The organism is Alloprevotella tannerae ATCC 51259, assembly GCF_000159995.1.
Taxonomy (GTDB): Bacteria; Bacteroidota; Bacteroidia; order Bacteroidales; family Bacteroidaceae; genus Alloprevotella; species Alloprevotella tannerae.
Genome location: NZ_GG700642.1, coordinates 1,379,618 through 1,406,459 on the forward strand (window position 1 = coordinate 1,379,618; position 26,842 = coordinate 1,406,459).

Annotated in this window: 18 protein-coding genes; 9 read left to right on the forward strand and 9 right to left on the reverse strand. The window is 50.0% G+C overall.

Annotation, left to right across the window (positions count from 1 at the left end; all coding sequences use genetic code 11):
• Nucleotides 1-11 precede the first annotated feature (11 nt).
• The 3 genes from GCWU000325_RS05850 to GCWU000325_RS05860 all read left to right on the forward strand — a co-directional run bounded on the left by GCWU000325_RS05850 (nt 12) and on the right by GCWU000325_RS05860 (nt 5,711).
• Nucleotides 12-3,770: an AAA family ATPase gene (locus GCWU000325_RS05850; protein ID WP_006255340.1), complete on the forward strand. Its 3,759-nt coding sequence runs from the start codon at nt 12-14 to the stop codon at nt 3,768-3,770.
• Between the two features lie 230 nt (nt 3,771-4,000).
• Nucleotides 4,001-4,195, forward strand: a complete 195-nt coding sequence (locus tag GCWU000325_RS05855) for a hypothetical protein (protein WP_006255341.1) — start codon at nt 4,001-4,003, stop codon at nt 4,193-4,195.
• Between the two features lie 55 nt (nt 4,196-4,250).
• Nucleotides 4,251-5,711, forward strand: a complete 1,461-nt coding sequence (locus GCWU000325_RS05860) for a leucine-rich repeat domain-containing protein (RefSeq protein ID WP_006255342.1) — start codon at nt 4,251-4,253, stop codon at nt 5,709-5,711.
• Nucleotides 5,712-5,740: 29 nt separating this feature from the next.
• Here the strand turns inward: GCWU000325_RS05860 and GCWU000325_RS05865 are convergent, their stop codons facing one another.
• The 9 genes from GCWU000325_RS05865 to GCWU000325_RS05915 all read right to left on the reverse strand — a co-directional run bounded on the left by GCWU000325_RS05865 (nt 5,741) and on the right by GCWU000325_RS05915 (nt 21,425).
• Entirely contained in the window at nt 5,741-6,610 is an 870-nt protein-coding gene (locus tag GCWU000325_RS05865; protein WP_006255343.1) for an IS982 family transposase, read from the reverse strand.
• A 2,112-nt stretch (nt 6,611-8,722) separates the two neighbouring features.
• Nucleotides 8,723-9,133, reverse strand: coding sequence for an HU family DNA-binding protein (locus GCWU000325_RS05870; protein WP_006255349.1), 411 nt, complete (start codon nt 9,131-9,133; stop codon nt 8,723-8,725).
• Between the two features lie 1,291 nt (nt 9,134-10,424).
• Nucleotides 10,425-13,274: a M16 family metallopeptidase gene (locus GCWU000325_RS05875; RefSeq protein ID WP_006255353.1), complete on the reverse strand. Its 2,850-nt coding sequence runs from the start codon at nt 13,272-13,274 to the stop codon at nt 10,425-10,427.
• 390 nt (nt 13,275-13,664) lie between these two features.
• The gene (locus GCWU000325_RS05880; RefSeq protein WP_006255355.1) at nt 13,665-14,462 is read right to left on the reverse strand and encodes a tetratricopeptide repeat protein; all 798 of its coding nucleotides are present in this window, start codon (nt 14,460-14,462) and stop codon (nt 13,665-13,667) included.
• 254 nt (nt 14,463-14,716) lie between these two features.
• Complete coding sequence (locus GCWU000325_RS05890; protein WP_006255357.1) at nt 14,717-16,624, reverse strand: leucine-rich repeat domain-containing protein; 1,908 nt, start codon at nt 16,622-16,624, stop codon at nt 14,717-14,719.
• 203 nt (nt 16,625-16,827) lie between these two features.
• A complete protein-coding gene (locus tag GCWU000325_RS05895) occupies nt 16,828-17,544 on the reverse strand; it encodes a WbqC family protein (protein ID WP_006255359.1) in 717 nt (238 codons plus the stop codon).
• Nucleotides 17,544-18,995 (reverse strand): S26 family signal peptidase, encoded by a 1,452-nt coding sequence (locus GCWU000325_RS05900; protein WP_006255360.1) that lies wholly within the window; start codon nt 18,993-18,995, stop codon nt 17,544-17,546. Before GCWU000325_RS05900 ends, GCWU000325_RS05895 begins: the two co-directional genes overlap by 1 nt.
• A 21-nt stretch (nt 18,996-19,016) precedes the next feature.
• On the reverse strand, nt 19,017-19,769 hold the full coding sequence (gene dapB / locus GCWU000325_RS05905; protein ID WP_006255361.1) for a 4-hydroxy-tetrahydrodipicolinate reductase: 753 nt from the start codon (nt 19,767-19,769) through the stop codon (nt 19,017-19,019).
• A gap of 729 nt (nt 19,770-20,498) precedes the next feature.
• Entirely contained in the window at nt 20,499-21,425 is a 927-nt protein-coding gene (locus tag GCWU000325_RS05915; protein ID WP_040599003.1) for a calcium/sodium antiporter, read from the reverse strand.
• Nucleotides 21,426-21,578: 153 nt separating this feature from the next.
• Here GCWU000325_RS05915 and GCWU000325_RS05920 point away from each other — a divergent pair, with 153 nt between their 5' ends.
• From GCWU000325_RS05920 to dusB, 6 genes are read left to right on the forward strand one after another with little or no spacing between them, the layout of a single operon-like run.
• Entirely contained in the window at nt 21,579-22,070 is a 492-nt protein-coding gene (locus GCWU000325_RS05920) for an S-ribosylhomocysteine lyase (RefSeq protein ID WP_040599392.1), read from the forward strand.
• Nucleotides 22,071-22,100: 30 nt separating this feature from the next.
• Nucleotides 22,101-23,357: a U32 family peptidase gene (locus GCWU000325_RS05925; protein WP_006255366.1), complete on the forward strand. Its 1,257-nt coding sequence runs from the start codon at nt 22,101-22,103 to the stop codon at nt 23,355-23,357.
• 6 nt (nt 23,358-23,363) lie between these two features.
• Nucleotides 23,364-24,002 (forward strand): HAD-IA family hydrolase, encoded by a 639-nt coding sequence (locus tag GCWU000325_RS05930; protein WP_006255367.1) that lies wholly within the window; start codon nt 23,364-23,366, stop codon nt 24,000-24,002.
• A complete protein-coding gene (locus tag GCWU000325_RS05935) occupies nt 23,989-24,951 on the forward strand; it encodes a bifunctional riboflavin kinase/FAD synthetase (protein ID WP_006255368.1) in 963 nt (320 codons plus the stop codon). Before GCWU000325_RS05930 ends, GCWU000325_RS05935 begins: the two co-directional genes overlap by 14 nt.
• Nucleotides 24,938-25,750: a CPBP family intramembrane glutamic endopeptidase gene (locus GCWU000325_RS05940; protein ID WP_006255369.1), complete on the forward strand. Its 813-nt coding sequence runs from the start codon at nt 24,938-24,940 to the stop codon at nt 25,748-25,750. The genes GCWU000325_RS05935 and GCWU000325_RS05940 overlap by 14 nt, the downstream gene beginning before the upstream one ends.
• Nucleotides 25,747-26,778: a tRNA dihydrouridine synthase DusB gene (gene dusB / locus GCWU000325_RS05945; protein ID WP_006255370.1), complete on the forward strand. Its 1,032-nt coding sequence runs from the start codon at nt 25,747-25,749 to the stop codon at nt 26,776-26,778. Before GCWU000325_RS05940 ends, dusB begins: the two co-directional genes overlap by 4 nt.
• The last annotated feature ends 64 nt before the right edge of the window (nt 26,779-26,842 follow it).

Consider the following 26,842-nt stretch of genomic DNA (forward strand, 5'->3'; position numbering starts at 1 on the left):
TGCAGACTACGATGAAAATAGATAAAGTAACGCTCAACAATCTGACTTCCTTTGAAGGCCTTCAGACGATAGACTTTACCACAGAGCCTTTGCGCTCAGCCGGACTCTTTGCCATCACAGGCGATACGGGAGCGGGTAAGTCTACACTGCTCGACGCCATTTGCTTGGCCCTCTACGGGCGAGCGCCTCGTTTGGACGGCGTGGAAAAGATGAACAGCGAAGCCCTTGCGACGGATTCTACCGTCAAAGGCATTCAGACTGACGACGTTCGCAACATTATGCGCCGCGGACAAAAGGAGGCTTCCGCTCTTGTCGAATTTTCTACCCCCGACGGCGCTCGCTACGAAGCCGAGTGGTCTTGCCGCAAAAAGCGGACGGGCAATTATGATACCGTGGCGCGTTCCTTTCGCCAAATTGCCCCGAAAAAGAAAAGCTTCGATGGGCGCAACGCAGAGATCCAAGAAGAAATCAACCGCGTAGTCGGTTTAGATTATATGCAGTTCTCACGCACCGTTATGCTGGCTCAAAATAGTTTCGCCTCCTTCCTCAAAGCGTGCAAAGAAGAAAAGTCGGCTTTACTCGAGAAGCTGACGGGCACGGAAATCTACGGCCGTATCTCGATGCGTATCCACGAGAAAGCGGCCGCAGCTACTGCCCGCGTCAAAACAGAAGAAAGCCACATCGAAGGCATTCTGCATAATCGGCTCACGCCTGAAGAATTGGAAGATCTGGAGACCGACGTGAACCGCCTGACCTTGTCTGAAAAACAATTGTGCAGTGAGCAGGAGATGGTAAAGTCGCAAATCAATTGGTTGGTCGACTTTGCTGCGGCAGAGGCTAAGGTCAAGCAACTCGAAGAGGCTGATCTCCAAGCGCGGCGAGCCAGAGAGGCGATGCGCACAGACCAGTTGCGTCTGCGTCGTTTTGATGAATTGCAACCCGTGCAGCAACTCTATCGCGACATCGTTCTGCGTCGTTCTGACGTGGACCAATTGCAGCGGCAAGGTGAGGCGCTGTATGGCGAACGCACAGAAGCAAAGAAGACGGTACAAGCCGCTTCGGCGGCTCTCGATACGGCCCGCGAACAGGAGGCAGCCGCTTTAGCGCAACTGCAGCAACAATTGCCCGGCATCAATCGCGGACGCCAACTCAGTGGAGAGATTACCGGTAAAGAGGAGACCATCAAGCGCTTGGAGCATCGTAAGACGCAGGCCGAAGTGCAGCTGCATCGGCAATGTGAAGCTCACGCCGCCAAACTGGCGACCATTGAGATGGAGCATAAGGAGGAACAGGAACTGCAAGTGAGGTATCAGGCGCTCTCTACGCACCGCGTGATGTTTGATAAGATTGAGTTGATCAAGGACAAACTCAATTCTTTCGACAGCGAGACTGCGCAGCACGCGGAGAACCTCAATGCGACAGAGAAGTTGCAGCGCATTTTGAGGGATATTTCCGGCAAACTTGAAGAGACAGAAAAGGAACAGAACGAAAAAGAGTCCGCGCTCAGTGTGCAAAAGAGCGAATTGCTAATGCACCGTCAGGCGAATAAGGGTTTGAACGGCGCACAACTCCAGCAAAAATTGGCAGAAGAAAGCAATCGGGCCAATGGTTTGCGCCACGCGGCGCGTTTATGGACGCGTATCGCTAATGGCTATGAGGAGTTAGATGAGCGGCGAGCTAAGATTGCCCGTGATGCGACAAACCTCGACCAGCTTAAGAAGTCTTTGGAGCGATTGGAGACCGAGGCCGCCACAGCACACGATTTGCGAGAGCGCCGCCGACAAGCTTATATCTTGAGCAATAGTGAGAACATCGAAATCTTGCGCCACGACTTGCGCGAAGGGGCGCCTTGTCCCGTTTGCGGCGCGACGCATCACCCTTATCATACGGAGACGGAGCGCGAATTGGGTGAATTGATATCCAATTTGGGAACCGATTATAATGAGGCCTGCGATTTGGCCGACGCCAAACTCCGCCAATTAGATGACTTGCGCCTGCAAATGGCGCGGGCGGAGAGCGAACTGACTTTGGAGCGCAATTACTTTGCTTCCTTAGAAGCCAAGCAAAAGGCTGATGAGGAGGAATGGCAGACTTTTGCTGCGCTCGACAATTCTTTTAAAGATTGCTCGCCAACGGTCAATCGGCAGGCACGCACAATGATGATAGAACTGCTCTTGGAGAATACGCAGCGAGCGGCTGAAGAAGATGACGTCACGCTCAAGACTTTCAACTTCCACCAAGGCTTTATCGACCGCCTGACGATAGAAGTGGAGCGCTTAGAGAATCAAGTGCGCGAAACGGCAAGCCGACTTGGCGCACTCAAAACGGAGCGGCAGGTGCGTATGGGCTCTTTAGAAGATGTGCAGGCGCGTTTGCGTAAATCCGAGCGTACAACGGAGGCGCTCTATGTCGATCTTGATGAAATAATCACGCTGTCGGGCTGGTTCTCGGAGTGGAAACACAATGCCGAAAATTTCCGTCGCCGCATCGTGAGTCTCTATGACGAATGGCTCTATACGACGAACAAGCTCGAAGAAAAGGCGCAGCGCACTTTCCAGTTGGGCGAGGAGTTGAAAAGCGTGGAAGAAGCCGAGGCAGAAGCCAACCGCCAATTGGAAGATACGGTCAACGAACTCTCTATGCAGCGCAACGAATTGTCGGATATGCAGGAGGAGATGCGTAGGCTTGTGGGCAAGGACACGCCGGCCGAATTGGAGGCCCGCCTCAACGCATTTATTCGCAAGACGCAGCAAGAAACGCAAACTTGCATTGCACGATTGGCCGAAGCCAACGACCGTTTGAACCGCTTGGATGGGCGACACGAAAACGTAGAACAGGCGCTTGAGGCCGGCCGCCAAGAATACAACCGCAAGAGTTCGGAGATGGACTTGTGGATTCTGAAGTTCAACGGCACGCATACGCCGACGCAATTTAGCGAGATGGAAATACTCTTCACGGACACCACCGATTGGAATGCGATCCGCGCCGAAATAGCCCGTCGCGATGAAGCCTGCCTCTTGGCGGCCCATAATGCCGACAAGGCGCGTGAGGATTTTATACGACTCAAAGCGCTTCCCGGACACCCTTCAGGAGAGGGAGAAGAAAGTCCCGAGGCCTTGCAAGCGCACTTGCAAGATTTGCAGCAGCGCGACGAAACCTTGTCTGCCGAACTCCTACAATTGCAGTCGCGCCTCAAGGCTCATTATGATAGTGAAGCGGCCGCCGCAAAGCGCCACGAGGCCTTGCGCCAACTGGAAGAAGATGCGACCGAATGGGGTCGCTTAGACGATCTCTTAGGAAGCAGTACGGGTAAGAAATTCCGCGAATTGGCGCAAAGTTATACCTTCCGCTTGCTCGTAGCGCAGGCCAACCATCACCTATCTCACCTATCAGCGCGCTACCGCTTGGTCAACATTCCGGGCACACTCACGCTGGAGATCGAAGATCGCGATATGTTTGACGAACGTCGTTACGTTTCCTCACTTTCGGGCGGCGAAACCTTTGTCGTCTGTTTGGCTTTGGCCTTGGGCTTGGCTTCGCTGTCGGCGCACAATTTATCTATCGGCAGCTTGTTTATAGATGAGGGCTTCGGCAATCTTGATCAGGCTTCGCTCAACTTAGTGATGGAAGCTTTGAGCAATCTTGAGACGATAGAAGGGCGAAAAGTAGGCGTCATTAGTCACACAGATCAAATCCGCCGGCAGATTTCGCCGCAAATACAAGTGCGCAAACTCCCCGTCGGCGGCCGTAGCGAAATTGTAGTAGTCTGACTGGGCCTCCGCCTTGTGCAGTTAGTTACGGCAAGCGTCCAATTTTCCAACTCTTCCGCCTAACTTTTCCACAAGTACACCCGCAAATAACCTCATCGGGTTCATTTTTTAGTTAGGCAGGGTTAAAGCGAGTACCGCTTTAACCCTGCCTAACATAACGTGAGTTCGACGAATTTAGAACAACGTAAGTTGTGTGTCCAAAGTTCTATTGAGATTGATGCACGGCTTCTTTGGAAAATGCTATCGATGGGTGGGTGAAATACTATAATGAGAGGAGGTTTCATGAATCGTTGGATAATCTTACACCTAGAGACGTATATTTAGAGCAAGGGGAGAAAATCAAAAAGATAAGAGAAATAATAAAGCAAAATTCAATCAACAAAAGAATTTTTGATAATAAAACAATGAAATATCAGAGTAAATAACTAGATTTGCAGTTGTGCACTTTTGTTTGACAACGTACACTAAAACATTACAATCATGAAAAGAATAATACTTTTATTGCTACCTTTTGTATTGTTCTGTTCACACAAAGTGTATGGACAAGACAATTACTTCGATGCACACGTGAGCAAGTATGGACAACTGGAACAAGTTCTGGGCGACAAGTGGAACACGATAGACTCTTTGATTGTGTACGGTCCCATCAATGAAGCAGATTTTACAACCATGTGGAAATGTAGCTTTGAAGGGAAACTTACTGTGCTGAACTTGGAGCATGCGCAGATAGAAAACAATAAGATACCTACGCGTGCACTTTATAAGGTTGATAGGCAGTTCGTTGATGACCCGAGGGCGTATCAGGGGGTGATTTACCTCCCACTCCGCCGCATCATTCTTCCTGAGGGAATTCAGGAAATAGGAGACTTTGCTTTCTCGCGAATGAAATTGGAACAAATAAACCTTCCCAAAAGCCTAAGAAAATTCGGACGCTCTTCTTTCTCGAATTGTCATTGGTTGAGTACCGACCCATTGGTTATTCCGGAAGGGGTTACGTCTATTCCACTACAATGCTTTGTAAATTGCCAATGCTTCAAGAAATTAGTGTTGCCCTCTACACTTAAAACCATCGAAGGCGCAGCTTTCTATAACACGAGAGTGGAAGAGGCAAACTTCCCGGAGGGATTGGAGTATATCAAAGGATTTGCTTTTGAGGGTTCTGACTTAAAAAAAGCAATATTACCAAGTACCCTTAAAGAATTGTCCGAATATACCTTTTCACTGTGTCTCAAATTGCAAGAGATTAAAATCCCAGAAAGTGTCACCACTATACCCAATGCTTTTGCGTATGATTGCCCTTTATTGGAAAAAGTGAATATACCAAGGGGTGTAACAGTAATAGAAGCCTATGCTTTCGGAAGTAACGTAATGCTTAAACCAATTGACTTGCCTGAAGGTTTGAAGCGTATAGAAAACGATGCTTTTTATTATTGTGCAGTTGACTCTATTATTTTCCCTGCTTCGTTGGAATACTTGGGTGGAGGGAGCTGTGCTTGTTGGAAATATGTAAAGAAAATATATTCGCTCTCTCCCAACCCTCCTTATTGCTCCGAAGATATACCCAATCCGGGAGAGGGACCATTTTATGGGTATACTCCAAAGGAAACTCCTCTCTACGTTCCCATTGGCTCGGGAGAAAAATATCGTCAGGCTTTCGGCTGGAACTATTTCACGAACATCATTGAGACGGACAAGTTCCCAACAGGAATAGTGGTGCCTAAGATGGGCAACAGCGAGCAATACAAGGTGTACGGAAAAGACGGCAAATTGGTCATCGAACTGCCGGGAAGGCTCGCTTCTCCCGTTCGTTACTCTGTTTGCAGCATAGCAGGCGCAACGTTAGCGCAAGGTTATCTTACAGCCTCACACACCCTGCAAATGCCATCAAAGGGTATTTATATTGTACGTGTTGGCAATACTGCACACAAAATATTTCTGTAAGCCATTATTATAACGTGAGTTCGACGAATTCAGAACAAAGTAAGCTGTGTATCAATGGTCCTTTGTACATTGATGCATGGCTTCTTTGGGAACAAGCAATAGGCAGCAATGGCACCTAATAAGTTGACGATGAAATTGTCAAAGCATCTATGCCTGGAGTGCTCCACTTGTGCAATGTTCTTAAGTTCATCATTCACCGTTTCTATAATGGCTCTTTTTCTGAGTAAAAGTCTGTCTGAAACACTCATTAAAGCTCCTTTCATGTTACTTTTCAATTTGATAATAAGTTGTATTCCGTCAACGAAAAGCCTTTGAAAGAGGTTCTTGCTGATGTACCCCTTGTCACCGAACAGCCTACCATATATAAAATCTATGAATGCTTTGTACTCCAAAGGCTTACGGTCATCAATATCTCCCGGCGTTATCATAAAGTTGAGAAGTTCTCCTTTCTCATTGCAAATCAAATGCAACTTGAAACCGAAGAACCAACCCATAGAGCATTTTCCTCTTTGGGCTATGCCTTTAAAAACTTTGTGAATATGTATTCTCTGGTTTTTGCAGACACGCAATGGTGTACTGTCAACAAAGCTTATGCCCGTGCATTTGTCCAAGAGGACCTTCTTGATAAACAAGGTTAAGGGGACGGCTACCTCCCTTTCCAATTCTACTAAACGGTTATAAGAAACAACATTGGGAAAGAGATGGCGAAGATGCTTACATACTTTTTCAAGATAGAAATGTTTAAAGCAGCGATAACCGGAGTCGTGGAAAAGAATCATTATCAGCATAACTTCTGCCTTTGACATCGTGGAACTTCGATGATATTTTCTTTTCCCGGTAGGTTTTAGCGCATATTTTGCCGTCATAGCATCAAAAAACTTGCAGAAGTCGTCTGCCATACAAAATATCTCAGGAGTTTCCTTGAACGAAGTGAAAAATTTTGACTTCGGTGATCATAGCGATTTTTGTTTGTAATTCTATGTATATCAACACCTTAAAATTACAACAAATTTCGCTAATCACCAAATTTATAGGCACTTATAATTCATCGAACTCACGTTATATTTACTACGGCGAGAGCTAAAAGACCAACCCTAAGGGGTTGCCCTCTCGCGACACACTATGGCAGGGTTGTCGCTTTGCTCCAACACCTGCCCTGCCAAAGGACCAAGCCTAAGGGCTTGCCTTTATGTGTTTTACCCTACCGCCCGATCTTATAAACTTGCTATGAGGAACGACCGATTGTCCGCCTAAAATCATATAATACCTACCTAACCTCGCCCAAAGACAACCGCATCCCCGTCCAAGATACATACCAAAATACCCGATATCATCGATGAAATCGGCAAAAATACCGCATTTTTTCACTCACGAATAACCGCATTGCAACCGGTCGCACCTATGAACGCGCCAACTTTCCGCTTAAAATCATATCATTTCTGCGCACTTTCACTTGCCAATAACCCCATTGGGGTTAGTCTTTTGGCAGGGCAGTGTTGACGCTCGGCGTCAACGCTACCACGAATAAAGGGTTCAATGACAACCCCGTAGGGTTGGTCTTTCAAAAACACGCCGATTCATACACGCAGCAAACCTTGAAAGACCAACCCTAAGGGGTTGCAAAACGGCGTGATCCATTAAACAGGGTTAAAGCGCTATGCACTTTAACCCTGCTCTGCCAAAAGACCAAGCCTAAGGGCTTGCTTTGTGTGCTTTTTATCTCACATGACCAAGTAAACTTGCTGCGGGATATGGCCGATTTCCCGCTTAAAATCATATAATGCCCACACAACCTTGCCCGCCAATACTCCATTGCAACCAATGGCAATTATGAATGAGATACTTTTCTGCCTAAAATCACATACTCCCTACGCGACCTCCTCCATAAATAAGCGCATCGCCGCCACCTCGCACCTATTCATGCACCCATTTCCCGCCTAAAATCGCATCATTTCCGCACAACTTCACTCGCCACTAACCCCATCGGGGTTAGTCTTTTGGCAGGGCAGCGTTGACGCATAGCGTCAACGCTGCCACGAATCAAGGGTTTAATGGCAACCCCGTAGGGTTGGTCTTTAAAAAACGCCCCAATTTATATACGCGGCAAACCTTGAAAGACCAACCCTAAGGGGTTGCCCTCTCGCGACACACTATGGCAGGGTTGTCGCTCCGCTCCAACACCTGCCCTGCCAAATGACCAAGCCTAAGGGCTTGTCTTTATGTGTTTTACCTTATCGTCCGATCTTATAAACTTACTGTGAGGAACGGCTGATTGTCCGCCTGAAATCATATAATACCTACCTAACCTCGTCCAAAAACAACTGCATCCCCATCCAAGATACATACCAAAATACCCGATATCATCGATGAAATCGGCAAAAATACCGCATTTTTTCACTCACGAATAACCGCATTGCAACCGGTCGCACCTGTGAACGCTCCAACTTTCCGCTTAAAATCAGATCATTTTCGCGCACTTTCACTCGCCATTAACCCCATCGGGGTTAGTCTTTTGGTAGGGCAGTGTTGACGCACAGCGTCAACGCTGCCACGAATCAAGGGTTTAATGGCAACCCCGTAGGGTTGGTCTTTCAAAAACACGCCGTTTTACGAGTAAAGGGCGCTTCACACTTTTACGAGAACGCGCAAAAAAGTAATCTAAAAACGGAGAAAAAGTTCAAAAAAGCACGGTTTCATCGAAGATTCAGCTACAAAACAACACCGCCTTATGCACTCCGATTCACTCATCTCCGCACCCTCGCCAAACTATCACCTATGATCGTTGAAACTTTCTTATAAGACAATTTTAATTCTCCTATAAGATCGTTTCAACTTTCACCTAAGAAACTTTTTCCGATCATAGGTGATAGTTTAACCAATCCCTATCCCTGCGCGACCGAAAAACGGCCCATTTTTGTCAAAGTACGAAAAAACCGCGCTTTCATCGGGTGAAAACGCGGCCTTTGCTTAATGTAATTTTTTGCCGGCACTACACTGTGCCTCCTCTTCACTTACTTCACATTCCGGATATCGTCTTGCGCACCGAAGATTAAGTTGCGCTTGTCAAGAACCATGCGCATCGTACTACTTTTCGTAAACCGCACGCTTACGCGCTTAATGAGATTCGCCCCTTTTTCCTTTGCCTCTTTCGCCGTCGACGCGCCCTCGCCGTGCATCGTCAGGCGAAAAGAACCGAGATCTCCTAAGCGAACCGAATTACCATCGGAGAGTGTTTGGAGAATCTCATATTGCAGGGCATCCAATACCGCCTTGACGGAGGCAGAAGATACGCCCGAACGCTTCTCGATGCGCCCGACAATCGTGCGCAACATCACGGCCACGCCCGGCGCCATCTGCGGATAAAATTTCACTTGGTCTCTCTTGAGCGGATTTTTCTTCGCTCTGATAACGAATTTAATCATTGTGGTATAGATTTAATTGGTGAATAATTGAACCAAGAGCGCTCCTCGCTCTTGCGAATGCAAAGGTAAGCATTTCCGACGAGTCGACAAAATGCGATACAATCCATTGATAATAAGCCAATCCGCGGATATTTTGAAAGACCAACCCTAAGGGGTTGCACATTGCGGCGGATTGTGGCAGGGTTGTCGCTCCGCTCCAACGCCTGCCCTGCCAAAAGACCAAGCCTAAGGGCTTGTGGCGCAGGGGTGGGCTTTGGTGGTTTGATTTATCAGCATGTTCAAACGGCTATATGCGGATATTTTGAGAGACCAACCCTAAGGGGTTGCATTTTTGCAGCGGATTGTGGCAGGGTTGTCGCTTCGCTCCAATGCCTGCCCTGCCAAAAGACCAAGCCTAAGGGCTTGCTATTGCGGATGTGAGCTTTGGTGGTTTGGGTTTATCTGTGTATTTACACGCCTATATGCGGATGGTTTTGAAAGACCAACCCTAAGGGGTTGCACATTGCGGCGCATTGTGGCAGGGTTAAGCCGCTTCGCACCTTAACCCTGCCCTGCCAAAAGGCCAACCCTAGGGGGTTGTGTTGCGGGTGTGGGCATTGACGGTTTTGTCTGGTATTACATTTGATATAATATAAATATGCGGCTAAAAATTGCCGCCTAAAATCGCCAACTATCGCGCGTCTTCTGTCACAAATAACCCCTTAGGGTTAGTCTTTTGGTAGGGCAGCGTTGACGCTGTGCGTCAACACTGCCTCGGAGCATAGTAAAATTGACAACCCCATAGGGTCGGTCTTTCAAAACAAACGAATTTCCGCCGGAAGAAAGTGTAAACGACCAACCCTAAGGGGTTGTTTTTGAGGGTGTAGTTTTGTCGGTTTAATTTTGTGTTACCTTTGACATAATATAAATATGAGGCTAACATTTGCACGCCTAAAATCGTCAACTATCGCGCACTTTCGTCCACAAATAACCCCATCGGGGTTAGTCTTTTGGTAGGGCAGTGTTGACGTGCAACGTCAACACTGCCTCGGAGCATAGTAAAATTGTCAACCCCATAGGGTTGGTCTTTCAAAACAAGCGAATGTCTGTCGGAAGAAAGCGTAAACGACCAACCCTAAGAGGTTACGGCACGAAAAAAACATCCCACACAGCCTTGTAAAGGCGCTTGATGAGAAATGACTTAATACGCTTACGTCCCGCCTGCTTTGGTTGCAGGCGGGCCGTAGCTTTATAGGAAATCAGCGGATCAGTCGTTTATCGTTAGGACTGAAGCTGAAATGATCGGCAATGCTTATTCTTTAAGAGATGCCGGAAGCATCGTAATCGTAAGACGATTGAGCTTTTTCAGAACAACATTGTTCACGAAGTTCTTAAGATCATCAGAAGACAAGCCATTGATGACAGCTTCATAACCCGTATGGAGGTCTTTATTCCAAAGCGTTTTGCTGCGGATCAAGCTAGCCCAATAGCTGTTGACCTTCTGGTTGTCGGCATAGTTCTTAAGATTAAACTGCTTGATCTTATCCAATTCTTCTTTCGTGCAACCATCTTTAGCCACTTCTTTCAATCCCAAGTCGATAAGATAGAGAGCGGAATCAGCCTTAGCCGGCTTCACGGGGCAGGATACATAGATCAGATATTCTTCTTTCGAACCGTAAGAAGCTTCACCTTGTGCACCTACACTGTAAGCCATAGAGCCTTCTTCGCGGATGCTCTTCAGGTAACGTTGCGTAAGCACTTCGCCGAGGGCGTCAACCGTAGCCGATTCTTTCATCGTGTAAGGATTTTCACCCCAGATAACCTGAATGATGTTGCCCTTCGGCGTCTCCATTGCACGCGTGAAGCGATTGTCTACGATGCCGGTAGCCTTGTGGAGACCGTAATCTTTGAGTACTTCGCGCTTGCCTGCAGAAGGAATAGAAGCCAAATAGATTTCAGCAAATTGCTTGAGCGAATCTACATTGAAGTTGCCGGTGAAATAGAAGTTGAAGTCAGAAGGCGACTTGAAACGCTCGCGATAGAAGGCGCGCATCTGGTCGAAGTTGGCCATATCATAGTCGGCAGACTTATAGATCTTCACGCGGGGATCGTGATTGTAGATCGTAGATGATACAGAGTCTCTGAAAGCCATTTCGGGCACAGCCTCAACGTTAGCGAGCTGCGTCTTCATAGACTCAACATAGTTGTTGAACGCCTTGCGGTCGCTACCAGGGTTGGTAAACTTGAGGTAAGTCAATTCGAAGAGCGTGCGGAGGTCTTTCGGCGTAGCGTTGCCATCGAGTCCTTCTGATTCGCGGTCGATATATGCTGACACGGAAGCCTGCTTGCCGGCCAAGGCCTTATCAAGCTCGGTTGCAGAGAAGCTGCCGAGACCACATTGCTCAATGAATGTAGACGCATTGCGCACATTGAAGAGGTCAGCCTTAGAGTTAACCTTTGCATAAGACAAGCCACCGAAGCTGCGTGCCTGCATCAAGACTTGACTTTCATTGAAGTCCGTTTGACGATAGTAAACCTTTGCGCCGTTGGAAAGCGTCCAGCAAGTATAGCCAAAGTCGGACTTTTCAGTCTTAACAATCTTTCCCTTCTTCGGAAGCTTCGCGATGAGCGGTTCGTTCTTAACGTTGTCAACGTAAGCCGTCAGTTTTGCACTAAGTGCAGCTTTCACTGCGTCAGCCAACTGCGCTTCAGTAGGCACAGCGATGCCGGCCTTATCCGGACACATAGCGAGCACAACGAAGTTGCTGTCAGTAGAAGCCGTATATTCTTTCAAGATGCTATTGCAACCCTCAGTAAGCGCACCGGCCTGTTTCAGTTGCTGACCAACCATCTTCATAAAGTTGTAGCTATCTTCGATAGACATCATCGGCGTGCCATCGAGGAAGTTGTGTACATACTGCTGAATGAAATAAGGGCTGCGTTGCTTATCGCGATTGTTGTAAATGCGCTCAAACTGGCTGACCATCTCATTGTAAGCACGATCGATTTCCGTTGCCGTCAAGCCAAATTGGCGTGCACGTTGCAACTCTTCAAAAGCTACGCGGAAGGCTTCTGTGTCCTTACCCGGCTTCGGCACAACGATGAGCGTGAAGGCTTTCATCGTTTTACTCATGAGGTAATTGCCGTCGTCGACATAAGCACCTACGAAGGGGCAATCGGGGCTTTGCGACAACTCATTGAGGCGTGCGTTGAGCGCGCTTGTCATGATATCCGTGAGTCCTTCAGTAATTACGTAAGCGGCCGTGTTGCGATATTCTTTCGGCATCGGGTCGTGCTTGAACATAGCCTGAATAACGGCTTGGCCTTGCTCCTTGTCTTTGTCGACAACATAGATAGGCTTCATCGTAGAAGGCACCGGATAGTCCTCATACTTAGCCTCGTTCTTCGGGTTTTGGATCGGGCTGAAGATTTCTTTGATCTTAGCAACCATCTGATCTACGTCGATGTCGCCCACAACAACTACTGCCTGCAGATCCGGGCGATACCATTTGTGGTAGTATGCGCGAAGCGTGTCGGGCGTGAAATTGTCTACGATGCTCATCAAGCCGATCGGCATACGACGTGCATAACGACTGCCCGGATAGAGCTTCTCTAAGTTGTTATTGAGAATACGTTGCTGAGCTGAACTGCGCATACGCCACTCTTCGTGAATCACGCCGCGTTCTTTCTGAATCTCGTCCGGCTCGAGCAACAGACTGTTAGACCAGTCGTGCAAAATCTTCAAGCACGTCTCGATATTTTCGGACGTAGCGGGAACGTTGTCGATGTTGTAAACGGTCTCGTCAGTCGACGTATAGGCGTTGATGTTCTCGCCAAACTTTACGCCAAAGCGCTCGCAGGCTTCGATCACGCCATTGCCGGGGAAATTGGTCGTACCATTGAAGCACATATGCTCCAAGAAGTGCGCCAAGCCGCGCTGCGACTCGTTCTCTTGCACTGAGCCAACTTTCTGTACGATATAGAAAAAGGCTTGTTTTTCCGGTAGGCTGTTTTTGCGCACATAGTACGTCAAGCCATTGGGTAATGTACCCATCTTAACCGCAGCGTCCTTGGGGAGTGGCTGCGTAGCCTGGGCCGATGCCTGCCAAGACGAAGCGAAAGCGGCAACGATGACCCACAAGGCAAACTTTAAGTGTCTCATCTGGTTGTTATTATAATGAATGAATATAGTTTCGCGGCCAAAATTAGCTAATTCTCACGGATAGGTCAAGTAGAACTGCGCATTTTTTCGCACTTATAAGTGCTTTTTACCAAGTAGACTTGCACTATTTATCATCTTAAAAGCAAAAATGGGGAGCGCCGCACGTCATAGTAATAATAAACGGTAAACTTATGATGCGTAATGGCACTGACGTGTCGCACATCTGCTTTCCGGCGTTAGCCGAAGAGCTTCGCCGACGGCGGAGAGGCCGGGCGACAACATTCGCTGTCTATGTTAGTCCTAAAAACCAACGAAAAAGAAGCCTTACTCCTCAGTCGCTTGAATAGAATAGTGCGGATGGCCAAGCGGTCTACACCATATATATATGCCTCAGTCGGCAGGCGGCATTTGCTGTAAGAGGCGGTCGGCCTGACGCGTGAGGTTGCCGCCTAAGCCGAGAGCAGCTTCAAGATAGGGGCGCGCAACCGTAAATTGTCCTTCGGCGAAATACAATCGCCCCAAAGCATAGACGGCTTCATCGACTCCTTTCGCGCGAGCAGCTTCATAATGGCGAATGGCAGCGGGCAGATCGCGCGCTACGCCGCGGCCCTTTTCTAACAACTCGGCCATATAATAATCACCCATTCCATCGCCCGTAGCGGCCACTTCAGCCAAGAGTTGCAAGGCGCGTTCGCCGTCTTGCTGTAGGCCGCGGCCGGTGCTGAGCAACAAGGCGAGATTAAAGCGCGCCAAGGTCTCTCCGCTCGCGGCCGCCAACTCATACCAATGAGCCGCGGCTGCATAATCGCGCGGCCGCCCCATTCCATTCTCGCAAAGTATGCCGAGTCTGTTTTGTGCGGCGGCATCGCCGGCAGCAGCTGCCCGCTCATACCATTGCCACGCCGTCTGGATGTTACCCTGCTCGCCTAAGAGTCCACTATGCAAATCGCCCAGTTCGCGCATAGCCATAGTATCGCCTTGCTCTGCCGCAAGCGTCAGCCAGCGCTCAGCCGCTCGCAGTGTGGGCAAAAACTGATCTTCGCCGTCTTGCGGCGGAATAATCTCGTCGAAGGTAGCGTAGCGTTCACCCAAAACGCGTTGCGCAAGCGCATCACCGGCTTCGGCCGCCGCTTGCAAGTCGGATGTAGAGGATTGACAAAGTTTATTTAGAGGGATCTGTTCGTTCATGTTGCTGAGGACGTATTATATATATTGTATAGATCGTGCGGCGAAGCCGCCGACACGTCTGCGCCGCGCGCCTCTCCGCCTTAAAAACCCGCGAGGCAGCGTAGCCGACAACTGCAAAGATAGCGGAAGCTTGCGGATTGTGGGCGCTGCGCGGGCGTCTTTCTCCGTGGGTCGTAAACAGATAAAGAGCGCCACTCCTATCTTCAACGACAGGAGTGGTGCTACAAATATATAAAGGGTTACTGAGCGTCTACTCAGGGCATCATAAACTTAAGACTTTCGCGGCCTACAGTCAAGATATAAACGCGCGCTTTGTTGGCTTTGAACGCTACATTTGCTTTTCCGTTAGCATCCGTGTAGCCGCTTTGCAGTAAGCGTCCGGCTTCATCGCTCAAGCGGTAAGTAGCGCGCGCAGGAGCGCCACTGATTTGTATACCTTCGCCGGTAACTTGCAATTGCCAAGCACTTGCAGTACCTACGGCAATATTGTGCAAGCCGGTAACAACTAAAATCTCAGGCTTTCCACCCTTGTTATCATACACTTCCCAACCCTTTGCGTGTGCTGCATCGAGGTCTTCTTGCGCATAAGCATTCATTTCTTCGGGTGTATAAGCTTCAGAATCGACCCAAATCAACTGATGGCCGTCTTTCTTCTCATATTCGGGCAAACTGTTCATAAATTTGTGCGTTGCCTCGGCACTGAAGTGGTTGCCATAAGCGATGATGTCTGTCAAGGCCGCGCAGCTATCAGCCTTCAGTGTGAAGCCATTGAGCTTATTCTCTGAGAAGTTAAGGTAAGTGAGATTTGGATGCGAGCCCAATTGGAGCGTTTCAAGCTGATTGCGGCTGCAATCGAGGTAGCGCAAAGCAGTATCGGCCTCGGTCTTCAACGCGCTCAAACGATTGCCGGCACAGCGCAATGTATCGAGCTGCACGCCGGAATAAAGCGTCAGCGTCTCTAATGCGTTGTCCTCACAATTAAGATAAGTGAGGTGCTTACAAGCCGTCAGATCCATTTGCTGCAACTTATTGCCCTTGCAACGCAGTTGTTGCAACTTGTCAGCGCGCTCAAAGTTGATCGTCTTCAAGCTGCAACTGTCGGCACGCAAGTCGCGAATAACGCCGCTCACTTTAATCTCATTAGCCGTTACGCGGCAGTCGATCTGTTGGTTGTTGACATAGTCGAGCATAGAAAGTCCTTCAAGTATCGGTTCATCGTCAGCATCGAAAGTCAGACGCAAAGTATCACCAATTTCACGCTCGGTGGTGAGATTCACAATCAAAGTAGGATCGGGCGGAGTTATACCGGCATAGGGTGAACCTTTAGCCGTAATTACGCTCCAATTCTTATCGGTGGCAATTGCAACATCGCTATCCAAGCAGCGGTTTTTCTCAACTTGATCGGCATTGTCATCAAACACGGCTACGCGGCAAGAATAAGTTGTGCCCTTGCGGTTAGGCAGGTCGTTCATCATCTGCGTCATATTGCTGTACTTGATTTTGTTGTTATAGCAATGCAGACTCTTCAGTTGTCCGTCGCTGGGGAGGTACAATTGGCGCAAGTTGTTTTGCATACAATAGAGATACCACAGGTTCTTCAGCGGACGAATGTCGAGCGTATCGAGGTTATTGTTAGAGCAATCAAATAGGTAAAGCAAGCCATTCTGAGAAATGTCTAACTTCTCCAATTGGTTGAACGAACAATAGAGTCGCTTGAGCGTCGGGTTTTCACTCAGATCAAGTTCTGTAAAGTAATTTTGAATAAGACTTAACCACGTCAATTTATCGCACTTCTTCAAGTCGATTTTTTGCAGGTTGTTTTTGTCGAGAATCAAAGTCTCTAAGGTTGGCGCCTCGTTGATTACAAAGCTGTCCACATCGCACTCGGTGCAGTTGAAACTTTTAAATTCGCCTTTGACGGTAATGGTTTGCGAACTTATCTTTCCGATAAACACGCCTTCGTCTTCCCAGACGTCGTCTAAGCCTTCAAAGCTAAACGTCTCGCGGTCGCCTTTGAGCCGCAGACCAATTTCGTGACCGATTTCGCGCCGTGTGGTGAGCGTTACGCTGTTAGAGGACTGGGCCAGTGCCTCAGTGGAAAAAAGTGCCGCCAAAAAGGGCAGGCAAAAAGAGAGGAGAAGTAAGGTTTTGTATGCTCTCATAATGGTTATGATTAAAGAAACGGTGTAAATTTACAGATTAAAAATGAAAAATACGCTTATCTGTGCAAAGAAAGCTGTAAATATTTCTACTCACAACGTCATAACGAAAGGTTTTCGCCGCTTATCAGCAATCTTTCGCTTGCAAAACCGCTACATAAAGAAAGGAAAAAGGCCCCGCGAAGAAGAATTCCGCCCGTGCAGCGTCAAGATTTAAGTACGTTGAGAGCCTTGTCGGCGCAAAAAGAAGCACGCAAGATCAAACGAGCCTCAGGCCCCATCGTGAACAGCAGGTCTACGATGCTCAGATTCGGCAGAAAGCCCGACCTATCTTGGAATACCTGATAATAAGGTGCCGGACGAAAATGCGGATCTTCAGTCCAAGAGCGCTTCGGGTGAATCAAGGCGCGATAGTCAACGCAATCGGGCGGGACAATATCTATATAATGGTCCGCCACCTCGCGCTTCGGAGAGATTTGGAGCAAGTCGCAGACCGTCTGCTGCAAAGCCGCGTTGAAGTCGACCAAATAATGAAAAGTTTTTTCATAGAAGGGGCGAAAATCATCTGCGTAATATTCAAAATAAGGACTGTTTTCATAAGCCGATACCAAGGCCGTCCAGTGCAGATGTTGCCAGCGGCCGTGATCGCTGATGCGCACTTCGCGCATCGGCTGCCGCATACGGCCGTCTCTGACAATCGGGATGGTCAGTTCGAGCGGTCCGTCGGCGGCGGCAATGCACATACGATTGCGGAAACTCTGCTTTTCAAAGTGTTCGCCGCGATCTTCGACGACGGCATCGCAAGCATAGAGTTTGGAATAGTACTGCACCGGCCCCAAGTACAGCGACGATAAAAGGGCGGCTTCACGGGTAAGCGGCCGCCCTTTTATATTTTGGTGTAAGTCGTGCTCTTGATTTTCCATCAATGGATTTTCGAGACGTTCTTCAATATTCTATTCCATCGAATCTTCCCATCGAAGAGCCCATAATCCTTATCGAGCGAGAGCCAAACGAGGAGCGGCTTCCCGACGATGTGGTCTTCGGGCACGAAGCCCCAGAAGCGCGAATCGGCAGAGTTGTCGCGGTTATCGCCCATCATCCAGTAGTAGTCCATCTTAAAGCGATAGGTATCCGTCTGCTTACCGTTGATGTAGATTTTCCCATTTTTCACCTGCAAATCATTGCCTTCGTAGACGCGAATGGGGCGTTCATAGATCGGCAGGTTGTAGAGCGTGAGCTTGAGGCTTGCGCCTTTTTTCGGAATCCACAGCGGCCCGTAATTGGAGGGCGTCCAGCGCTTCACCATGTTTTGCGGATAGAGCCAATCCACCTTAGGTTCGAAGGGGCGAATCGAAGCTACGAGTTCTTTGTGTTGACGGAAATAGTCGACCACTCTTTTTGTCAGCGGCATATAATAAGCCAACTGCTTCTCAGGTACGGGTTGTGAGAGGTCTTCGTTCGTGATGCCCAAGTCCTTGCGTTCATCTTCGGCCGGCAACATCTTAAATTGCACCTCGTAGCAGAATTGCACTTCTTCGGGAAGCGGATTTTCCTTGCCATCAAGGTAGATACGGCCTTGGCGAATTTGCAACATTTGCCCCGGAAGTCCGACGCAGCGCTTCACGTAATTCTCTCTGCGGTCAACGGGTCTCGACAAAATGCGTCCCGTCTCGCCTTGATTCATCTCCATAAAGGCGCGTCCGGCCGCATAGATGCGACGAAAGGCCGCCTGCTGCGTCTCATACGTCTGCCCGCCGTTGATTGTGGCCGAAAAAGGTTGCGACATAGCGCCCTGTTGCGTCAGCAATTGGTCGCCGATCTGGTAAACCAAGCGATAGAAGTCCTGATCCTGCGCATTGGCCGCCACGGTATCGCCCGAGGGATAATTGAATACGACGATGTCGTTCAGTTCGGGGCGTCCGAAGCCCTTCACGCGCCGATAATCCCAATGGGGATAATTGATGTAACTCTGACAATTGAGCACCGGCAGCGTATGTTGCACCAGCGGCATCGAGAGTGGCGTCTGCGGAATGCGCGGTCCGTAAGAAAGCTTACTTACTAAAAGGTAATCGCCCGTGAGCATCGTCTTCTCCAAAGAAGAAGAAGGGATGACGAAGTTTTGAAAGAAAAATTGATTGAGAAAGTAAACGGCCACCAAGGCAAAGACGATCGCGTCGACCCAGCCCATAGCTTTGCGCGCCGTCGTATTTTTCAGTTCCTTCCACCAGCCCCATTTGATGCGCTTCGTAATGTAAGCGTCGAAGATCAAAGGCAGGACGAGCAAGCCCCAAAAACTCTCCACCCAATACAGGAAGAGCAGGTAGAGCAGCGTATAAACGACACACTTAATGAGGTCTTTTTTTGTCGGTTTCATCGTATTTTCGTACTATATGTGTTAAAAATCAAAGAGGTCTTTCATCGTTAGCAAACCCGTATGTCGGGCCGTATATTCAGCCGCCATCACTGCGCCGAGCGCAAAGCCTTCGCGGCTGTGGGCTTCGTGCGTAATGCGGATGCTGTCGGCCGGCGAATCGTAGACAATCGTATGCGTGCCGGGCACTTCATCGCGCCGGTAAGCGTCTACGGCCAGCGTATCGGGCGCCAAGTGCTGCTGCCGCTCCACGCTGCCGTCAGCTTTATGAAATTCGTTCAACACCCAACGGTGCTTGCGGTCAAGGCGTTGGAGCAAGTCTTCGGCCAGCGTGATGGCCGTCCCACTCGGCGCGTCCAACTTGTGCACGTGGTGGGTTTCCTCCATACGCACGTCGTAGGCCTCAAACTTATTCATCAGCGCGGCCAGATAGCGGTTGACCGCACTAAAGAGCGCAACCCCCACAGAAAAGTTTGACGCCCAGAAGAGCGTATTTCCTTGATCAATCAGTCGCATTACGTCTTCCTGATGCTCCCGTTGCCAACCCGTAGATCCACTCACAACCTTCACACCTTCTTGGAAAGCGCGCACATAGTTGTCGTAAGCCGCCGTCGGCGTTGTAAATTCGATGGCAACGTCCGCAGAGCGGAAAGCCTCCGTACTGAAATCTTCTCGATTATCTACATCTATAGTGCAAACGATCTCGTGTCCTCTGCTGAGCGCGATCTGTTCGATCATCCGCCCCATTTTACCATAGCCTATTAGTGCAAACTTCATAAGTCTGATTGTATTTCTTTTTATTCGGATAGTGCAGGTCAAGCGCCGGAAAGCTTGCTCGCGTGCGCTTTGCCGCCTATCTTATGCAAAAGTAGTGCAAGTCGAGCGCAATAAGCTTGCTTAATTGCCGAGACGCCGCCTACTTTATGCAAAGATAGTGCAAGTAGCGAGTAGAAACAAGCAGAAAGTTTACTTTCTATCCCTTTATCAGCATGCGTAACGACTGATTGCCAACCCTGCCCCACCCTTTTTCACCCCACATATCCCGCGATGCACCCCTTCAGATAGCCAAGCCAAAGAGAAGAAAGGGCGCACGCCGCGCACAAACGCTAAGCAAGTCGACAAGTGGGCGCTTCAGCATCCGAAAGTCTCGTTTACCGCCATCTAAATCTACACAAAAAACGCCTCATAATCAAATCTATAACCAACAAAAGCAAGAAAACGCCGTTTACGCTCGTGATAAAAAAGGTTTACGCTCGTGATGAAAAAGGTCTACGCTCGTGATGAAACGAATGTACGCTCGTGAGCGTACACGGCGCAAGTGGGCCGCGGGGAGATTTGCGTGGTGTATGGAGACGAAAAAATCGGCCCGTTTGCCTTGCATTGTCCGGCAAAGAGGACCGATTGTCTGTATTTTATGATCGAAAAATGAGGCGGAAGCCTTTACCGGCCGAGGCTGCAAAAAAGGAAGCGAGCCTTCGAGGCCTTGCAAAGGCCGCCTGCGCGACTTTAGGCCGAATAGATGAGCCAGCTCATGTAACCTACGAAAACGATTAAGAGCGTAACGCCCTCCCAACGGTCGAGGCGGAGCTTCGTAGCCGAGAAGCACCACAACAATACCGTACTGCCGATCAGCACAGCAAAGTCGATCATCGTCACACCGCCTAAGTACATGGGCGAAACAGCGCCCGTCGCACCGAGAATAAAGAGGATGTTAAACAAATTGCTGCCAATGACGTTGCCAAGGGCAATGTCCGTTTGTCCCTTTCGCGCGGCAATGATGCTGGTGGCCAACTCGGGGAGCGACGTGCCGCCAGCGACGACGGTCAAACCAATGACGGCTTCGGAGACGTGCAACCTGTGGGCTACGCCGGAAGCGCCACTGACGAAGATATTGCTACCTACGATCAAGCAAGCCAGTCCGATGATGACAAAAAGCCAACTTCCCCAACGGCCATAGCGCGGCGATGCGTTGCCTTCGGCCTCTCCGACTTTGGCTTGGCGAATAGCCTGCCCCATATAGGCCACAAAGATGAGTAAGAGCAGCAAGCTGTCGATGCGCGACAAGAAGCCGTCCCACACGAGGAGGAGGAAGATGAGTGAAATGCCAAACAACATGGGCATATCGCGCTTCACTAATGAGGGCCGCATCAGCATTGGGGAGATGGCAGCCGTAGCACCGACGATCAAAAGCGAATTGAAGATATTGCTACCCACGACATTGCCAACGGCTAATCCGGGCGTCCCCTTGAGGGCTGAAACAAAGCTGACGCAAAACTCGGGCAGCGAGGTGCCAAAGGCTACGACCGTGAGGCCAATAATGATTTGCGGCACATTGAGACGCGTGGCGATGGAGCTCGCGCCGTCAGTAAAGCGGTCGGCGCCCCAAACGACGGCAACCATTCCAAGGACGATGAAAATAATATCTACAATCACGTGGTTTTTATTATGGGGTATCGGCTGCAAAGATACGACAAGCGGAGATGAAAAACAGACTATTGCGCTTTTTTGTTTGTACTTCAAATTGTATTTTTGCACAAAAATAGCACGGCAACGCCTTCGGGTGCTGCCGAAAATTGTAAAAAAGAGATGCAGAAGATACCCAGCTTTACGATAGATCATACGCGCTTGGAGCGCGGCATATACGTTTCGCGCAAAGATCGTGTGGGCGTAGAAGTAATTACGACTTTCGATGTCCGCCTCAAGCGCCCCAACGCTGAACCGGTGATGACGCCGGCCGCAGCGCACACCATCGAACACTTGATGGCTACTTTCTTGCGCAATGATGCGGAATGGCGCGATCGAATCATTTATTGGGGCCCGATGGGTTGCCTGACAGGTTTTTATTTGTTGGTGCGCGGCGATTTGAGTTCGAAGGATATGGTCGACTTGCTGCGCCGCGGTTTTGCGTTCGTGGCAGATTTTGACGACGAAATACCGGGGGCTAACGCGAAAGATTGCGGCAATTGGCAATTGCACGACTTAGACGGCGCTCGCGCTGAAGCACGTAAGTATGTAGAGGAAACGCTCGAAGAAATAACGGCACGCAACCTCGTCTATCCCGTAAGTGAAGGCTGCTGATCGGCCCTCAAAAAATTAAGCAGAAAGACGATGCAGAAAGATTATGAGATAATGGCGCCCGTAGGCTCACGCGAGAGTCTGGCGGCCGCCTTGCAAGCCGGCGCAGATTCGATCTACTTCGGCATAGAGGCGCTGAATATGCGCGCTCATTCGGCCAATCGCTTCACGATAGACGACTTGAAAGAGATTGCTTCGACGTGTGAGGCGCGCGGCGTCAAGACTTACTTGACGGTTAACACGATTATATATGGCGAAGATTTGGCGCTGATGCACGAGATTTGCGATGCGGCAAAGGCGGCTTCGATCTCGGCGGTCATTGCGGCGGACGTGGCCGTCTTGACTTACTGCCGGGAAATCGGGCAAGAGGTGCATCTATCGACGCAATTGAACATTTCGAACATCGATGCTTTGAAGTTTTATGCGCATTATGCGGACGTTGTGGTCTTGGCGCGGGAACTAAATTTAGAGCAGGTGAAGGAAATCCACGACCGGATTGTCGCAGAAAACCTCTGCGGCCCCTCGGGCGAACGGATTCGCATCGAAATGTTCTGCCACGGGGCTTTGTGTATGGCGATTAGCGGCAAATGTTATCTGTCGTTGGACAACCTCGGCCGCAGTGCGAACCGGGGCGAATGTATGCAAGTCTGCCGCCGCGGCTATACAGTGCGCGACCGCGAAACCGGCGTCGAACTGGACGTGGACAACAAGTATATTATGAGTCCGAAAGACTTAAAAACGATCGGATTCATCGATAAAATGTATGCAGCGGGCGTTCGTGTTTTCAAAATCGAAGGGCGTGCGCGCAGTGCGGAATACGTATCGACCGTCGTCAGCTGTTATAAAGAGGCGCTCGAAGCTGTTGTCGACGGAACCTTCTCTTCTGAAAAAACGGCCGAATGGGATGAACGCCTCGCCACAGTTTTTAATCGCGGATTCTGGGACGGCTATTATTTAGGTCGGAAGTTGGGCGAATGGAGCGAGAAGTACGGCTCGGAAGCCACAGAGCGGAAAGTTTATGTCGGCAAGGGCGTAAAATATTATTCAAAGTTGGGCGTGGCGGAGTTTAAGCTCGAGGCCGGATCCATCAACAAAGGCGACAAACTTCTTGTCGTCGGCCCTTCAACGGGCGCTGTTTATTTTGAGGCGACAGAGATCAGATACGATTTGCAGCCCGTTGATCATGCGGAAAAGGGACAGCATATTTCAATTCCTATATCTGAGCGTGTGCGCCCTTCAGATAAACTCTACCGCATCGAACATTGTGATGAAAACGCTAAAAACGCATAAATAAATATGGTACTCCTTTTTGATGTGGGCGGGGTCTTGGTCGACCTTGATTTGGACCTTACGCTCGCCGGCTTTGATCAAATCGGGATAGATTTGCGTCCTTATTTGGATTCAGCGCGACAAGCGGGATTTCTTTCCGACTACGAAAGCGGCAAGATCAACACGGAAACGATGCTAAGCAAGATGCGCGCCTTATCAACCAAGTCGGATCTTACCGACGACGAGATCGCCGCGGCGTGGTGCAGGCTCTTGGTACGTTTGCCGCAGGAGCGGCTGGAGCTGATTTTGAAGGCGCGGCGCCACTACCGCATCGCCCTTTTGAGCAACACGAACCCGCTTTCTTGGGGGAAAGCTCGGACGGAATTTATCGAACAACAGGGCCACACCGTCTCAGACTTCTTCGACGAAACTTTTCTCTCGTTTGAGATGGGCGTGGAGAAGCCTGCGCCGGAGATTTTCCAAAAGGCCGTCGAAGCGCTCCATTGTCGGCCCGAGGAGGTCCTCTTTTTTGATGATGCGGCCGCTAATTGCGAAGCCGCGCGTCGAGAAGGACTGCGCGCTTTCCATACGCCGACCGACGGCAGTTGGATGCAACTTTTCGACGATGCCGGTCGCTTAAAAGACGAAGCGAATGCTGGTTATTAAAGACTTTGATCAAACTCAGCCGATTCGGCAGCCGCTTCATTCAGCCACGCCGATCGTCGCCACAGTCGGATTTTTCGACGGCGTGCACTTGGGCCACCGCTACTTGCTCAAACAAGTGCGCGACGAAGCCCGCCGCCGCGGCGGATGGGCTATGGCTATCACATTCTCCGTTCACCCGCGCCGCGTTTTAGACGTCAGTTATCGCCCGCAAATGCTGACAACCACTGAAGAAAAGCTCGGTTTCATCGCAGAAAGTGGGATGGATTGCTGCACCATATTAGACTTTACACCCGCCTTGGCCAAGTTGCCGGCTAAGGACTTTATGCAATATTTTTTGCGCGACAAGTTGGGCGTCAGCGTACTCCTAATGGGCTACGACCATCACTTTGGTTCCGACCGCCTTGTCGGCCTTGCGCCCTACAAAGCCTTGGGCGCCTCGCTCGGCATCGAAGTTTTGAAAGCCGAAGCCTATAAAAACGACGACTTAACCCTTAGTTCGTCGCTGATTCGTCGCTGTTTAGAGGCCGGCAACATCGCCTGCGTCAATTCCAGTCTCGGACGGCGCTACGATTTGAAAGGGCACGTCGTCGAGGGGCATCATATCGGGCGCGACTTGGGCTTTCCTACGGCCAACTTGGAGCCGGATGACCCCCAGAAATGTCTGCCCGGGCGCGGCGTTTATGCCGTTTTTGCAGAAATCAGAGGCAAAACCTATCCCGCAATGCTTAATATCGGCTTCCGCCCTACCCTTAACGATGGCAATAAGGTCACGATTGAGACCCATCTGTTCGGTTTTGAGGGCAACGCATACGGCGAAGCACTCACCTTAAGCTTTGTCCACCGCCTCCGCGACGAGCAACGCTTTGATTCCCTCGAAACCTTGCGCCACCAATTACAACAAGATGCTGACAACACCCTACATATATTAAATGACTATGCAAACCAGTAAAACCATGCAAATAGGCTTGCTGATCGTAGCGCTGATTATGCCCTACGCCTTTCAAGCTTTTTTCGGCGCCGTCTTCCTTTTCATCGGCGTACTCCCCAATTTGCTGCAAGGGAAGCCCTTTGATCCGCACGCGATTGAACACATGCCGACGATGTTAGGTTTGGCCTTGATCTGCTCCAATCTTTCGCTGTATTTCTTCTACAGACTTACGCAGCTGTCTCGCCATCCGCTCACCGACGCCAAGCGCAAATTATCGCCGGCGCTGACGACCACGGCTTTATTGAGTTTTCTCTGTATCAGCTTTTCTGCAGCCTTCATCTTGATGCGTTTTGATTTGAACGACGGTGGGATAGAAGCTGTCTTTAATGAGATGAAAACCAATCCGGCCGGCATTTTAGCCATCGTAGTCTTTGGTCCTCTTGGCGAAGAACTTGCTTTCCGCGAAGTATTTCAGCGCCGTTTGCAGACCATGACTTCACCGCTCGTTGCCATCATCGTATCCGGCGTGGTCTTTGGCTTATATCACCTCAATTTTGCACAAATGATTCCGGCCATCGGTTCAGGCATCGTGCTGGCTATCTTGTATTATCGCTTCGGAGACATTCGAATTTGTCTGGCGGCACACATTCTAAACAACGGTTTGAGTACGGTAATAAGCATCCTCGACCCGACTAACAAATCGGAGAAGGTCCTTCTTGACGCTTATCCCGAAGTTTGGGGTGCCCTACTGCTGATTATCGGCGTTCTACTACTTAAATATTGGTTGCGAAAGACGCCTCCTGCGATACAAACGGTATGAAAATAGGCAACGTTGATCTGGGCGAAAGCCCGCTACTGCTTGCACCGATGGAGGACGTGACCGACATCGGCTTCCGCAGGCTTTGTCGGCAGATGGGAGCTGCGATGGCTTACTCCGAATTTGTTGCTTCCGACGCCCTCGTGCGCAATGTGCGCCGCTCTTTGGACAAATTGGCGGTTAGCGACGCTGAACGGCCGGTCGCCATACAAATATATGGACGCTTCCCCGATGCGATGGCGGAGGCGGCGAAGATAGTTGAGGAGACGTCGCATCCGGATATATTGGACCTCAACTTTGGTTGCCCCGTGAAGCGTGTGGCCGGAAAAGGCGCGGGCGCGGGTTTGCTGCAAAACGTCCCACTGATGCTCGAAATTACCCGGCGCGTGGTCGAGGCGGTCAAGATTCCCGTCACCGTCAAGACCAGATTGGGCTGGGATAGTGAGCATGAAATCATAACCGAACTGGCGGAGCAGTTGCAAGATTGCGGAATCAGTGCACTAACGATCCACGGCCGCACCCGCGCACAAATGTATAAGGGCGAGGCCGATTGGCGCCTGATCGGCGAAGTCAAACGCAATCCGCGCATACACATACCCATCATCGGCAATGGCGACTTGACGACCGGCGAAGACGTGCGCCGCGCTTTCGAGCACTATGGTGTGGATGCCTGCATGGTCGGCCGCGCCACCTTTGGTCGGCCTTGGATCTTCAAGGAGATGTATGACGCTGTCCACGACCAACATCATACGCCCGTCAACGCCATTGAGAGCAGCTACGAGCCGCTTTCGGCCGATTGGAAACTGGATGTGCTCAAAGCGCAAGTCGTGCAGAGCGTCAACCGCATCGACGAATATCGCGGCATCCTCCACGTGCGCCGCCATATCGCTGCAACGCCACTCTTCAAAGGCATTCCCGACTTCCGCGAGAAGCGCATCTCATTGCTGCGGGCTGAAACGGTCGACGCGCTCTTTGAGCAAATCGAAGCCGTGCGCCCACTTGTCAGGCAATATGCTGCGGCCGACGCTTGATTGAGCAACCCTCGCGGCCTCCCTATTTCATACGCGGCCGGCATCGCCGCTCATTTTTTCGATG